The sequence below is a fragment of the Amycolatopsis sp. NPDC026612 genome (genome assembly GCF_040638285.1).
Taxonomy (GTDB): domain Bacteria; phylum Actinomycetota; class Actinomycetes; order Mycobacteriales; family Pseudonocardiaceae; genus Amycolatopsis.
This window is the reverse complement of sequence record NZ_JBEZYB010000064.1, coordinates 31,901-44,591: the sequence shown is the minus strand read 5'-3', so window position 1 is coordinate 44,591 and position 12,691 is coordinate 31,901. Positions and strand designations below refer to the sequence as shown.

The following is a 12,691-nucleotide window of genomic DNA, read 5'->3' as shown; positions in this document are numbered from 1 at the left end:
GGTCGCGGTGATGGTCGGTCACCTCGACGTGCCCGGCTTGACCGACGGGGTCCCGGCTTCCCTGTCGCCGGCCGCGTACCGGTTGCTGCGCGGCGAGTTCGGCTTCACCGGGCCGGTGGTGACGGACGACCTCGGGGCGATGAAGGCGATCACCGCGCAGTATTCGCTGCCGGAGGCGGTGCTCAAGGCCTTGCAGGCCGGAGCGGACGAGGCGTTGTGGTCCTCCGGGGGCCGGGTGGACGAGGTGCTGGACCGGCTGGTGAAGGCCGTGCAGACCGGGGAGTTGCCGAAGACGCAGGTGCAGGAGTCGGTGACGCGGGTACTGCGGGGCAAGGGTCTCTGCTGAATTCCCGCGGCGTCCGGCTTGACCCTGCCCCTGGGGCAGGGTTCGACGATGGTTCGCATGACCGAGAACGCACTGCACACCCTCGAAGCCCGCATCCGCGAACAGATCGCCGCCTACTGCGAGGTGAACCACGTCCCCGGGTTCGTCGCCAGCGTCCACCACGCCGGCGACCGGATCGTCGTCGCCCACGGCACCGCGAACGCCGCCACCGGTGCTCCGATGCGCGAAGACACCGGGTTCCTCTTCGGCTCGGTGACCAAGGTCATGACCACCACGCTGGTCCTCCAGCAGGTCGAACGCGGGAAGCTGGACCTGGACGCACCGGTCACGAAGTACCTCCCCGAATTCGCGCTGAGCACGCCCGGCGCGGCCGACCGGATCCTCGTCCGGCACCTGATCTCGCACACCAACGGCATCGACGCGGACCTCTACTTCCCCGACGCCCGGGGTCGTGACGCCCTGAAAACGTACGTCGAGGGCCTGGCGAGCAGCTGCGGCACCCTCTTCGAGCCCTGCGAGCAGCTCAGTTACTCCAACGGCGGCATGATCGTCGCGGGCCGGCTGCTGGAAGTGGTCACCGGACTGCCCTTCCCGGAGCTGCTCGAGCGCGACGTCTACGCCCCCGCCGGCATGAAGGACTCCAGCACCTCCGCCGCCCAGGCCATCCTGCGCAGTACCGCGATCGGTCACTTCCCGGACCCCGGCACTCAGACGGCCAGGCCGGCGGGCATGTTCATGCTGCCCGACACCTGGGGACCCGCCGGTGGCACGCCGATCGGCACCGTCGCCGACCTGCTCGCCTTCGGGCGCACGCACCTCGCGGGTGGTGTGTCGCCGTCCGGTGCCCGTGTCCTCATGACCGGATCGGCCGCGCTGATGCAGCAGGTCTCGCACGACATGGCCACGCCGAACGTGCCGCCGATGGGACTGGGCTGGGTCCGGTACCCGTTCGGCGACACGACCGTGCTCGCCATGTCGGGTGCGTCGCCCGGTGGTGTGGCCATCCTCTGCGTCGTGCCCGCGCACGACCTGGTCTTCACCGCCTTCGGCAACACTCCCGGGGCGATCGTGCTGCACGACCAGCTCCTGCAGCTGCTGCTGCGCGAGCACCTCGGTGTCCCGGTCCCCGCCCTGCTCACCGAACCGGCGCAGGACGTCGACCTCGCCCCCTACGTGGGCACCTACCGCTCCAACCAGCTCCGCATCGACGTCAGCGCCGTCGACGGCCTGCTCGAAGAGCGGATGACGTACGAGCCGGCGGACGAATCGCAGGAGCGGATTTTCACCGCGTTCGCCGGCGGTGCGACCTCGGCGCCACCGCAGCGCTACACGCCGATCCGCCCCGGTCTCTTCGCGCCCGCCGGATACCCGCCGGAGACGTTCGACGGCTACCTCCGCCTCCTGCTCGTCTCCTACCACGACGTCCGCGACGGCCGGGCGCGCTTCCGCAACGGCGGCGGCCGACTGACCCGGCGAGACTGACCGGTGCACTGGAAGGATGCGCGCATGATCACGATCGGCAAGCTCGCGGACTACGCCGGGGTGACCGTCAAAGCCGTCCGGCACTACCACCAGCGCGGCCTGCTCGCCGAGCCCGGCCGCGACTCGTCCGGCTACCGGCGCTACACGGCCCAGCACGCCATCGACCTGGTCAAGATCAGGACGCTGGCCGCCGCGGGGGTGCCGCTGGCCCGGATCAAGGACCTCCTCGACGCGGGCGAGGACACACTGGCGGCCGCCATCGCCGAGATCGACGACGACCTCGAGGAGCGCATCGAGCAGCTGCGGCGGACGCGCGAGCAGCTCGCCCAGCTGCGGGGCGGCGACCGGCTTTTCGTCTCGCCGGACGTGGCCGGCTACCTCGACGATCTGCGCGCGCTCGGTGTCAGCGAGCGTCACCTGCGGCTGGAACGCGACGGCTGGATCCTCATGCAGACAGCCTCGCCGGAGGACGCCGCCAGGTGGCTCGCCGAAAAGCGGGATCTCTTGCTGGACCCCGAATTTCGCGCGCTCTGCCTCGAGCACGACGCCGCCTACGACTGGGCGCCGGACGATCCCCGCCTGCCCGCGCTCGCGGACCGCACCCGGAACTGGTTCGCCGGGAGAGCCGAGCCGCACACGGTCGGGGACGCCACCATCGCGCGGTTGGCCGCGCAGTCCTTGCCCGGCGGGTCTTCGCCGGCCTGGGCTCGTCTTGCCCGGCTGATGGAACAGCCGTGAGGCTTCGCCGGTCGCCTTGACCGGGCACATGTGTTGGGGGACAAGCAAATCGGGCTGAGTCGTCGTAGTCACACCAAAGACGTTACCGAACACAGGTTCGAAGGTCACCACCGAATCGAGTGAACTCGGGAGAGAATTTCTGGTCGCTATTTTTGTTGCGGCACAAGGGAAATCGCGGCGCGGCGACGCGAGCAGCCCCGATTCACACGCTACCGGCGACCACCGACAAAAACGGAAAGTGGCTGCGCCAGCGGAATGTCTCGCGACTCGGCGCTCGCGGCAGACGTACCCGACGATGCTCGCTGATCGGCCGATGCGGGGCGACGGCGGTGGCCAAGCCTTAGACTTTCCGGCAAGAGCATCCGGAGCGAGGAGCGGCATGGCGAATCTCGGCGGCACCTTCACCCTCGGCGGCGAACTCCCCGTGGCCCGCATGGGTTACGGCGCCATGCAGCTGGCCGGTCCCGGCGTGTGGGGGCCGCCGCGGGACCACGACACCGCCGTCGCCGTGCTGCGGGAAGCCGTCGAGCGCGGGGTCACCCACCTCGACACCAGTGACTACTACGGCCCCCACACCGTGAACGCCCTGATCAAGGAAGCCCTGCACCCCTACCCCGAATCGCTGGTCATCGTGACGAAGGTGGGGGCTCGGCGGAGCGAGGACAAGGGCTGGCCGCCCGCCCTGTCGGCCGAGGAGCTCACCCAGGCCGTGCACGACAACCTGCGGAACCTCGGCGTCGATGCGCTCGACGTCGTCAACCTGCGGCTCAGCAACGCCGCCGGTGACTACCCGGTGCCGATGTCGCTCGCCGAACCCTTCGGGGTGCTCGCCGAGCTGCGGCAGCAGGGGCTCGTGCGGCACCTCGGTGTCAGCCACGTCAGCGCCGGGCAGCTCGACGAAGCGAAGGCGATCGCGCCCGTCGTCTGCGTGCAGAACCAGTACAACCTCGCCCACCGCGAAAACGACGATCTCGTCGACAAGTGCGCCGCCGAGGGGATCGCCTTCGTGCCGTACTTCCCGCTCGGCGGGTTCAGCCCGCTGCAGTCGGGGCTGCTCGACGACTGCGCCGCCCGGGTCGGCGCCACGCCGATGCAGGTCGCGCTCGCCTGGCTGCTGCGGCGGTCGCCGTCGATGCTGCTGATCCCCGGCACGTCGTCGCCCGGGCACCTGCGGGAGAACCTCGCCGCCGCCGATCTCGAACTGCCCGCCGACGTTCTCGCGGATCTCGACCGGATCGGCACGGCCTGATCGCTACGCTGAGCGCGCACACAAGCACGAGGACGGAGAAGCGCGTGGCGGAGTGGGGCGATCTGGTCGCTTACATCAGGGAGTCGTACCGGGTGGTGCGTGACGAGCCCGACGAACTCCGCATCCGCCTCGTGTTCGGCGACGATCCCGACACCGAACAGCGGGCCCAGATCGTGGTCATCGCCCGCGAGATCCTCGACCAGCGCGAGGACTGGGTCCAGATCGCCACGCCGTTCGCCCGGCACGACGAGGTCGACCTCCTCGAGGTGCTGACCGAGGTCGGCGAGGCGATCGTGGTGGGCGGGCTCGCGGTGATGGGCGAGCACGTCGTGCTCCGCCACTCGCTCCCGCTGATCAACCTCGACATCAACGAGTTCACCGACCCCCTCGAGCTGGTCGCCGGCGCGGCCGAACTGCTGGAGCAGCAGTTCACCGGCCGCGACGACTACTGAGCCGGTCTGCTCGCCCGGCCGGGACTCCCGGCCGACAGGGGGACCACCGCGACGGCGGCGGCCACGGCCAGCCCGGCTCCCAGGCCGAGCGCCGCGGCCGCCGAGCCGGTGGCGAGGTAGCGCCCGCCGAGGATGGCGACGCCCAGGGTGCCGCCGAGCTGCTGCACCGCGTTGAGCAGCCCGGCCGCCGAGCCCGTCTCGTGCGGCCGGACCCGGTGCAGGGCCGCGGTGAAGAACGGCACCGTGAACGTCCCCATCCCGAGGCCGCACAACGCCAGCGCACCCAGCAGCGGCCAGGGGTACGCGGGCACCCCGCCGGCGTACACGGCGATGGCGGCGGCGATCCCGGTCAGCAGCAGGGCCAGCCCCGCGAACATCACGCGCGCCCCGAACCTCGGCACCAGCCAGGCGCCTGCGGAGTACGACGACACCGCGAGCCCGGCCGAGAGCGGCACCAGCGTCAGGCCCGCGGTGCGGACGTCGGCGCCGAGCCCGAGCTGGAGCTGCATCGGCACCACCTGCATCAGTCCCGTCATCACCGCGAAGAAGAGCAGCGACCCGGCGAGCGCTCCCGGGAACCCGCGGTGGGCGAACAGGCCCCGCTCGACCAGCGGTGCGGCCACCCGGCGCTGGTGGAAGCCGAACACCACCAGCAGCGCCGCCCCGGCCGCGAGCAGCACCGGGTCCGTCCCCGCGGGGTCGATCAGCGGATAGACGAGCAGCCCGGCACCGGCGGCGACGAGCAGGGCGCCGGTGAGGTCGAGCCGGGGCCGGGTGGCGGCCCGGTCCTCCTGCAGCAGCCGCGCGGCGAAGAGCACCGCGAGCCCGAGCGGGACGTTCACCAGGAACACCGCCCGCCAGGACACCGCCTCCGTCAGCAGCCCGCCGAGCAGCGGCCCGGTGACCGCGGACAGCCCCATCACCGGCCCGATGGTGCCCAGGGCCTTCGCGAGTTCGTCGCCGTCGAAAAGGGCGCGGATGAGGCCGATGGTCTGCGGGATGATCAGCGCCGCCGCCGCACCTTGGACCGCGCGGGCCCCGATCAGCAGCCCGGCTCCGCCGGAGACCGCGCAGACCAGCGAAGCGAGCACGAAACCCGCCACGCCGGCCCGGAAGACCTTGGCCCGGCCGAAGATGTCGCCGAGCCGGCCGCCGGTGACGAGGAAGGCCGCGAACGGCAGGGTGTAAGCCGCGCTGAACCAGGGGATGTCCGCAGCCGGACCGGGCAGGTCGGCGTGGATGGCCGGGCCGGCGACCTGCACGATCGTGGCGTCGAGCAGGTTCATCGCCTCGGCGACGAGCAGCACGGCCAGTGCGGCCCAGCGCCGCCGGTGACGCGTCGTGGTCGGCAAGGGTGTCTCCTTTCGTCCGGACCCACCCTGCCGACTTGCCCCTTGCAGATTCCACCTTTGCGGGTTAGGTAGAGGATTTCTTCCACTACATGCGGTTGAATGAGGGATATGACCACCCTGGACGCCGTCGACCGCGCGCTGATCCACGCGCTGCACATCGACGCGCGGGCGCCGTTCAAGAAGATCGGTGACGTCCTCGGAGTCTCGACGCAGACGGTGGCGCGGCGCTACCGCCGTCTCCGCGCCGAGGCGTCGCTTCGCGTCGTCGGGCTCCCGGACCCGCAACGCGCCGGGCAGGCCGAGTGGATGGTCCGCCTGACCGCGACCCCGCACACGGCGCAGGACCTCGCCCAAGCGCTCGCACGCCGAGCCGACACGGCGTGGATCAAACTCATGTCCGGTGGCACCGAGATCTGCGTGAACGTGCACACGCCCGCCGCGAGCGACCACTCGCCGCTGCTGCGGGACATCCCGCGCACCGCCAGCGTCACGGCGGTGTCGGCGCACCAGCTGCTGCACCGCTACTTCGGCGGCCCGACGGCGTGGCTCGGCCGGGCGAACGCCCTCGACGCGGTGCAGATCGCGGCGCTCACCCCGGTGAGTGTCGGCCCGGGCAAGCCGCTGACCGGCGACGACGACGCGCTGATGGCCGCGCTCCAGCGGGACGGCCGCGCGGGCCTCGCCGACCTGGCGACGGCCACCGGCTGGTCCGCGGCGACCGTCGCGCGCCGGCTGGCCGACCTCCAAGCGGGCGGCACGGTGTTCTTCGACCTGGAGATCGACCCGGCTCCGCTGGGCGCGACGACGCAGGCACTGCTCTGGATGGCGGTCGCCCCGGCCCACCTCGAGCGGGTGGCGAAGGCGCTGGCGACGCACCCGGAGCTCGCGCTCGTCGCCGCGACGACCGGCCCGGCGAACCTGGTCGCGCAGGCGCTCTGCCCGGACGCGGCCGCGCTGCACCACTACCTGACCCACCGGCTGGGCGCGCTCGACGCCATCCGGACGCTGGAGACGGCGCCGGTCCTGCGTACCGTCAAGGCCGCCGCCTCCCGCTGAGCGGGAAGCCGCGGAAGGCCGCAATCCGGGCTGATCCGGCCTTCCGCGCACGTCAGGCCGGTTTTCGGGCCAGCACCCGCCCTTGGGGCACCCGCGCGGCCGGATCCCGCAGCACCTGCGTCAGCACCTCGAAGCCCGCGCCGGTCACCAGCTCGCAGACCCGGTCGACCGGCAGCCAGTAGATGTCCAGCGAAAACCCTTCGTACCCGTAGCCGTCGGTCCGGTGGTGCCGACGGTCGCCGACGTGGAAGGCGAGCTGCAGGTGGCCACCCGGGCGCAGGACGCGGAACAGCTCGGCGCCCACGGACGGCAGCCGCTCGGGCGGGGTGTGGATGATCGAATACCACGCCACCGCACCGGCCAGGCCGCCGTCCGGCAGGTCGAGCCCGAGCAGCGACCCCTCGGAAAACCGCAGGCCAGGGTGGTCGCGGCGGGCGATGGCGAGCATCTCCGGCGACAGGTCGACGCCCGAGACGTCGAGGCCCGCCGCGGCCAAGAACGCCGTCACGCGGCCCGTGCCGCAGCCGAGGTCGGCGACCGGCCCGCCGCCGTCCGCGCGGACGAGGTCGGCGAACGCGGTGAGCAGCGCGCGGTCCTGGAGGTCTTCGGCGATGGGTGGGGCGAACCGGTCATAACTGCCGGCCACGATGGCGTAGGTGGCCCGGGTCGGGTCGAGGAACTGGTCATCGGTCACGGCGCGCACCGTAGCGGCGGACACCGACAAAACCAGGTGAGTGTCCTAAGTGGACTTGACCTCGACCAGGTGGTCGAGCAGGCCACGGACGGCTTCGAACCCCCGGACCTCCTGGCGGCAGTCCGGGCACGCCGCGAGGTGCCGCTCGACCCGTGCCGTCTCGGCGGCGTCGAGCAACCCCAGGCTGTACGCCCCGAGGTCGGTCCGGTCGTACCGGCCCATGGATCGCGTCTCCGTTCCGCGTCCCGCGAGGAACGCCTGCACTATCCGACGTCTCCAGGGTCCCGAGCGGGACGCGCCACCGGCAAAGTTCCGCGGATTTCTACCCGATCGGCCGACAACTCCGGAAGGTGAACAGCCCATGTGAGTGACGGCGATGGTCACGGATTTCACCCGACCGAACACGGAAAGCTTTTGTGTGACCGACTTCGCCGATTCGGCGTCATGGCTCCCCCGCTCGCTCGTCGGTCCTGCGTCGGCCCGGGATTTTCCGGCTCCGACGTGGGCAAGAAGGCGATCCGAAACGAGGAGAGCGATGACCGTACGGAGCCACCGGGCGGACGACGTCGTGGACGAGGTCGGGGTGTGGCTGGCCGGGGAGTTCGCGGGGCGGCTTCCCGCCTCGGAGATCGACCGCGTCGTCCGGACGACGCGGTTCGACCTCGAAGAGAGCATCGCGCCGGAGGAGCTCGGGGAGATGCTCCACCGGCTGGGCCGGGCGAGACTGCAGCGCATCCTGCACATCACCCCGGCCGCGCAGGTGAGAATTCCGCAAGCGCGGTGACGTGCCGGGCGGGCACGCGGCCACGGCGCCGCGTCGCTCGCCCCACGCGCAAGACCCGTTCCCCGGGCACCCCGGAAAAGCAGCGCAGCCGCCGTGCGGAAACCGGCCCGCTTCGCCGTGCTTTCCCTGCGAAAAGCGAACCAGGGACCGCATTCGCGCAAGGCCGGCGAGAACCGCGCCGGCCGGCGAAGGGACGTTCGCGCAGAACCGTTGCCCGGAACGCCGCGATTCTTGACTGGACTAGACCAATCTGCTCTAGTGATCGTTGTCACTTTCGGTCGAAAGGAGCAACGAATCTTGAGAAGACGTCTTGTCGCGGTCCTGTCCGCTGTCGCCGCCGTAGCCGGGCTCGTGTTCGGCGTGCCTGCGTTCGCCGGGCAAGCCCCGCAGGCAGCCGCCGCCGTGTGCAGCGCGCCGAACTGGGTCGCGGGACAGTGGTACGACGTCGGCGCGGTCGTCCGCTACACCAACGGCGGCTACTACCGCGCCAAAAACGCCAACCCGGGCTACGACCCGATCATCAGCACCTGGTACTGGGAGCCCTACAGCTGTGACGGCGGGGGCGGCACCACCTGCAGCTATCCGAACTGGGTGGCCGGACAGTGGTACGACGTCGGCGCGATCGTGCGCTACACCAACGGCGGCTACTACCGCGCCAAAAACGCCAACCCGGGCTACGACCCGATCATCAGCACCTGGTACTGGGAGCCCTACAGCTGCGGCGGCGGTACCGACCCCGGCAACCCGGGCGCGTTCGTCGTGAGCGAAGCCCAGTTCAACCAGATCTTCCCGGGCCGGAACTCCTTCTACACCTACAGCGGCCTCACCGCGGCGCTCTCCGCCTACCCCGGCTTCGCCACCACCGGCAGCGACACGGTCAAGAAGCAGGAAGCCGCCGCGTTCCTCGCCAACGTCGACCACGAAACCGGTGGGCTCGTCTACATCGTCGAGCAGAACACCGCCAACTACCCGCACTACTGCGACTGGAGCCAGTCCTACGGCTGCCCCGCCGGCCAAGCGGCGTACTACGGCCGCGGCCCGATCCAGCTCAGCTGGAACTTCAACTACAAGGCCGCCGGCGACGCACTCGGCATCGACCTGCTCGGCAACCCCTGGCAGGTCGAACAGAACGCGGCCGTCGCCTGGAAGACGGGGCTCTGGTACTGGAACACCCAGAGCGGTCCCGGCACCATGACCCCGCACAACGCGATGGTCGACGGCCGCGGCTTCGGGGAAACCATCCGCAGCATCAACGGCTCGATCGAGTGCAACGGCGGCAACCCCGCCCAGGTCGAGAGCCGCGTCTCGAAGTACCGCCAGATCAGCTCGGTCCTCGGCGTCGACCCCGGCGCCAACCTCTACTGCTGAACCCGCCGAGCTGACACGGGCGGGGTGCGCCGGGCCACGGCGCACCCCGCCCGTTTGCTCAGCGGGCGAGCCGGTCGCCGATCAGCCGGATGACCGCGGCGGCGTGGTCGTTGAGGTAGAAGTGCCCGCCCGGGTACGTCTTCAGCTCGAACGCCCCGGAGGTGCGCTCCGCCCATTGCCGCGCCTCGGCCTCGGTCACCTTCGGGTCGCGGTCGCCGACCAGCGCCACGATCGGGCAGCTGACGTCCGGGCCGGGCCGGTAGCGGTAGAGCTCCGCGGCCTTGTAGTCGCTGCGCAGCGCGGGGAGCACCATGCTGCGGATGTCTTCGTCGTCCAGCACCGCCGCGTCGGTGCCGCCGAGCCGCTTGACCTCGGCCAGCAGTTCTTCGTCGCCCTTTTCGTGGACGCGCTCGTCGCGGACCGCCGAAGGCGCGCGGCGGCCGGAAACGAACAGGGAAAGCAGCCGGGTGCCGCGGGCTTCGAGCCGCCGCGCGACCTCGAACGCCAGGCTGGCGCCCATGCTGTGGCCGAAGAACGCCACCGGTCCGGTCGTCTCCGCGGCGAGCACGTCCGCCAGCCGGTCGGCCAGCACGAACAGGTCGTCCACCGGGGCTTCGGCGTACCGGTCCTGACGGCCCGGGTACTGCACGGCCAGCACCTCCACCGCGGGCGCCAGCGCCGCCGAAACGGGGAGGAAGTAGCTCGCCGCTCCCCCGGCGTGCGGGAAGCACACGAGCCGCGCCGCGGCGGCCGGCGCCGGGTGGAAGCGCCGGACCCACTCCGAAGCGTCGAGGGAAATCGTCATGGCCTCCAATCTGGCAGGCCGCCGGGCCGGCGTCGACCCCTAACGTGCGCAGCCCGGGGGCCGGCAGGGGGGCCCGTACGTCCCGAAGATCGCCGGGTGCCGGACACGGAACGGGGCCGGTCCACAGTGGACCGGCTCCGTTCGGTGGTGCTTTCTTACGCGCGGCTGCGGCGCCGGTTCAGCAGCAGCATCAGTGCGCCGCCGCCGAGCAGCAGGCCGCCGATGGTGAACGGAACCGCGGCGTCGACACCGGTGTTGGCCAGGTCGCCGCCACCGGACTGGGCACCGCCGGGCGTGGTGGGCGCCGCCGAGCTCGGCACGGCAGCGGCCTCGGTCCAGCTCGCGGCCGCCTTCGCGGCCACCTGGGTCTTCTCCGAGTCGGCGACGATCAGCGACTGCGCCGGCTGCTTCGCGTAGTTCTCGGAGACGAACAGGCGGCCGGTGTCCAGCTCGCCGGTGACCTTCAGCGCGAACGACCCGTTGCCCGGCTTGGTGCCGGCCGGGACGTCGACGAACAGCTTGCTGCCGTCCTTGACGTCCGCGGTCTTCAGCTCCTTGCCGTCGGTGTCGGTGACCTTGACGCCCTCGGGCAGCTCGGTCGTGAGCGACGTGATGTCACCGGACGTGGCGACCTCGAACGGGCCGATCTTGGTGCCGGCGTGGCCCTCGGTCTTCGGCGACGCGATGTTCAGCGTCGGCTTCGGCTGCGCGCCGAGGCCCTTGTTCTGGTCGCCGATCAGGTAGCTGTACAGCGCGGCGACGTCGGCGTTGGCCTCGGCCGGGTTGGCCTCGGCCAGCGGCTTCGTGAGGTTGAGGTTCACGCCGTCACTGAAGTGCCACACCGCCGACTGCGTCGCGGCGATCGCCTCGCGCTCGGAGATGCCGTCGTGCGCCTTGACGCCCTGCTTGTCGAGGGCGTCCGCGAGCGCGTCCAGCTTGACACCCGGGTAGCCGTGGTGCAGCACCCAGTTGATCTTGTCGCTGTTCTTCTGGAAGGGCGAGTCCGCGGCGGGGTACTTGTTCCACGGCCGCTCGACCATGTCCACGTCGGTGCGCATGCCGACGGTGATCTGCACGCAGTAGAGCTTCAGGGCGCTGCCGTCCGACAGCTTGAACCCGAACAGCTTGGTGATGTAGTCACCACCGCCGTCGAGGTTGATCCGGTAGCCGACCGTGCCCGCGTTCTCGCTGACGCGGCCGCGCGCGGCGCCGTCGTCCGCGAGAGCCGAGGGGGCGCCGACCATGACCGCGACGGCCGCGGCGAGCACCGCGATCCCGCCACGCACGAGAGCTGACCTCACCTGCATAAATCTCCTATCCGAGCCCGAACCGCGCCGTTAGGGCCGCGTGAGATCACAATCCCCGACCACGACGGCCACTGATTCGAGTGAGTGATCACCCGGTCAAGCGACATCGGAGCTTACACAGACCCCACAGGGCTACACACGGTGCCCCTCCAAACACGGATTCGTCGGAAAAGTCCCCGAACGGGCACCGGATGTCAGCGGCCGAAATACCCGTGGAACAGGATTCCGGCGATCCGGGTGGTGGTTTCCCGGCCGGCCTCTTCGCCGTTCACGACGACCTGGGTGTTGTTCATCAGGGCCAGCGTGTAGCGCTCGCCCGGGCCGACGAAGCCGACCGAGTTCATGATCCACGAACCGTCGTCGTTGTCGTCGGACCAGCCGTTCTTGTTTCCCGGCCGCGCGGCTTCCCCTGCGCCCCAGACGCCCCATTGCTGGTTGACGTCCACGGTGCGCAGCTCCCGGACGAGGTAGTCGCGGTGCCGCGGGGGCAGGCGCGTCAGGACGTAGCCGATCAGCCGGTCCAGGTCGTTCGCCGTGGTGAGGATCCAGCCCCAGTGGTGCGGGTGCCGGTCGCTGAACCGCATGTCGGTCAGGCCGTACGCCGGAAACCGGGCGAACCCGGCCTCGCCGCCGAAGCGGGTCCACAGCACGTGCGCGGCGTCGTCATCGCTGGAGTGCAGCATCCGGTGCATCAGGTCGTGGTCCTCGGCGGTCAGGGTGATCGCGCCGGAGTCGGCACGCAGCAGCAGGTCGACCGCCATGGCCAGCTTCGGCGTCGAGCAGGCCCAGATCAGCGTCCCGGCGGCCGGGCTGCGGTAGACGGCGCCGGTCCACCGGTCCCGGAGCACGATCCCGGTCTCCCCGGGCCGGCTGTCGGCGTAGGCCTGCGCCCGCGCGAACCGGGCCCGCAGTTCCCGGTCGACGGGTGCGCGCGCACCGGAGTCCGCGGCCGGCACCAGCGCGAGAGCCGCCAGCACCGCGATGAGCAGGAGCTTGCCCATGAGGTCCCCCGGTGACGACGAGTGGCTGTTTCCACCCGGAAGACTCGCACGAATGGG

At 71.0% G+C, this 12,691-nt stretch carries 14 protein-coding genes; 8 read left to right on the top strand and 6 right to left on the bottom strand.

All coding sequences use genetic code 11. From position 1 onward, the window contains the following. From AB0F15_RS35470 to AB0F15_RS35450, 5 genes are all read left to right on the top strand, one after another. Positions 1-346 (top strand): glycoside hydrolase family 3 N-terminal domain-containing protein (locus AB0F15_RS35470; RefSeq protein ID WP_360280273.1); only part of this gene is annotated, 346 nt, incomplete at its 5' end. A 57-nt stretch (positions 347-403) separates the two neighbouring features. Beyond that, positions 404-1,828, top strand: coding sequence for a serine hydrolase domain-containing protein (locus AB0F15_RS35465; RefSeq protein ID WP_360280270.1), 1,425 nt, complete (start codon positions 404-406; stop codon positions 1,826-1,828). Between the two features lie 24 nt (positions 1,829-1,852). Continuing rightward, positions 1,853-2,566: a MerR family transcriptional regulator gene (locus AB0F15_RS35460; RefSeq protein ID WP_360280268.1), complete on the top strand. Its 714-nt coding sequence runs from the start codon at positions 1,853-1,855 to the stop codon at positions 2,564-2,566. Positions 2,567-2,945: 379 nt separating this feature from the next. Then, positions 2,946-3,815 (top strand): oxidoreductase, encoded by an 870-nt coding sequence (locus AB0F15_RS35455; protein ID WP_360280265.1) that lies wholly within the window; start codon positions 2,946-2,948, stop codon positions 3,813-3,815. Positions 3,816-3,859: 44 nt separating this feature from the next. After that, entirely contained in the window at positions 3,860-4,267 is a 408-nt protein-coding gene (locus AB0F15_RS35450; protein WP_103336986.1) for a hypothetical protein, read from the top strand. Here AB0F15_RS35450 and AB0F15_RS35445 read toward each other — a convergent pair. Then, entirely contained in the window at positions 4,261-5,619 is a 1,359-nt protein-coding gene (locus AB0F15_RS35445) for an MFS transporter (RefSeq protein WP_360280263.1), read from the bottom strand. The two genes, AB0F15_RS35450 and AB0F15_RS35445, sit on opposite strands and share 7 nt — an antisense overlap. A gap of 108 nt (positions 5,620-5,727) precedes the next feature. Between AB0F15_RS35445 and AB0F15_RS35440 the strand changes: the two genes are divergently transcribed. Continuing rightward, positions 5,728-6,675 carry an AsnC family transcriptional regulator gene (locus tag AB0F15_RS35440; protein WP_360280259.1) on the top strand — a complete coding sequence of 316 codons (948 nt, stop codon included), beginning with the start codon at positions 5,728-5,730 and terminating at the stop codon, positions 6,673-6,675. 52 nt (positions 6,676-6,727) lie between these two features. Here the strand turns inward: AB0F15_RS35440 and AB0F15_RS35435 are convergent, their stop codons facing one another. Both AB0F15_RS35435 and AB0F15_RS35430 read right to left on the bottom strand, forming a co-directional pair. Then, the gene (locus AB0F15_RS35435) at positions 6,728-7,369 is read right to left on the bottom strand and encodes a methyltransferase domain-containing protein (protein ID WP_360280256.1); all 642 of its coding nucleotides are present in this window, start codon (positions 7,367-7,369) and stop codon (positions 6,728-6,730) included. A gap of 45 nt (positions 7,370-7,414) precedes the next feature. Continuing rightward, positions 7,415-7,591 (bottom strand): zf-HC2 domain-containing protein, encoded by a 177-nt coding sequence (locus AB0F15_RS35430; protein ID WP_360280253.1) that lies wholly within the window; start codon positions 7,589-7,591, stop codon positions 7,415-7,417. 313 nt (positions 7,592-7,904) lie between these two features. Between AB0F15_RS35430 and AB0F15_RS35425 the strand changes: the two genes are divergently transcribed. Next, complete coding sequence (locus AB0F15_RS35425; RefSeq protein ID WP_360280251.1) at positions 7,905-8,153, top strand: hypothetical protein; 249 nt, start codon at positions 7,905-7,907, stop codon at positions 8,151-8,153. Between the two features lie 351 nt (positions 8,154-8,504). Next, positions 8,505-9,521 (top strand): glycoside hydrolase family 19 protein, encoded by a 1,017-nt coding sequence (locus tag AB0F15_RS35420; RefSeq protein WP_360280278.1) that lies wholly within the window; start codon positions 8,505-8,507, stop codon positions 9,519-9,521. A 58-nt stretch (positions 9,522-9,579) separates the two neighbouring features. Here the strand turns inward: AB0F15_RS35420 and AB0F15_RS35415 are convergent, their stop codons facing one another. From AB0F15_RS35415 to AB0F15_RS35405, 3 genes are all read right to left on the bottom strand, one after another. Beyond that, positions 9,580-10,326: an alpha/beta fold hydrolase gene (locus AB0F15_RS35415; RefSeq protein ID WP_360280248.1), complete on the bottom strand. Its 747-nt coding sequence runs from the start codon at positions 10,324-10,326 to the stop codon at positions 9,580-9,582. Between the two features lie 155 nt (positions 10,327-10,481). Then, entirely contained in the window at positions 10,482-11,633 is a 1,152-nt protein-coding gene (locus AB0F15_RS35410; RefSeq protein ID WP_360280245.1) for a thioester domain-containing protein, read from the bottom strand. A 194-nt stretch (positions 11,634-11,827) separates the two neighbouring features. Beyond that, entirely contained in the window at positions 11,828-12,634 is an 807-nt protein-coding gene (locus tag AB0F15_RS35405) for a serine hydrolase (protein ID WP_360280242.1), read from the bottom strand. Positions 12,635-12,691: the final 57 nt, after the last annotated feature.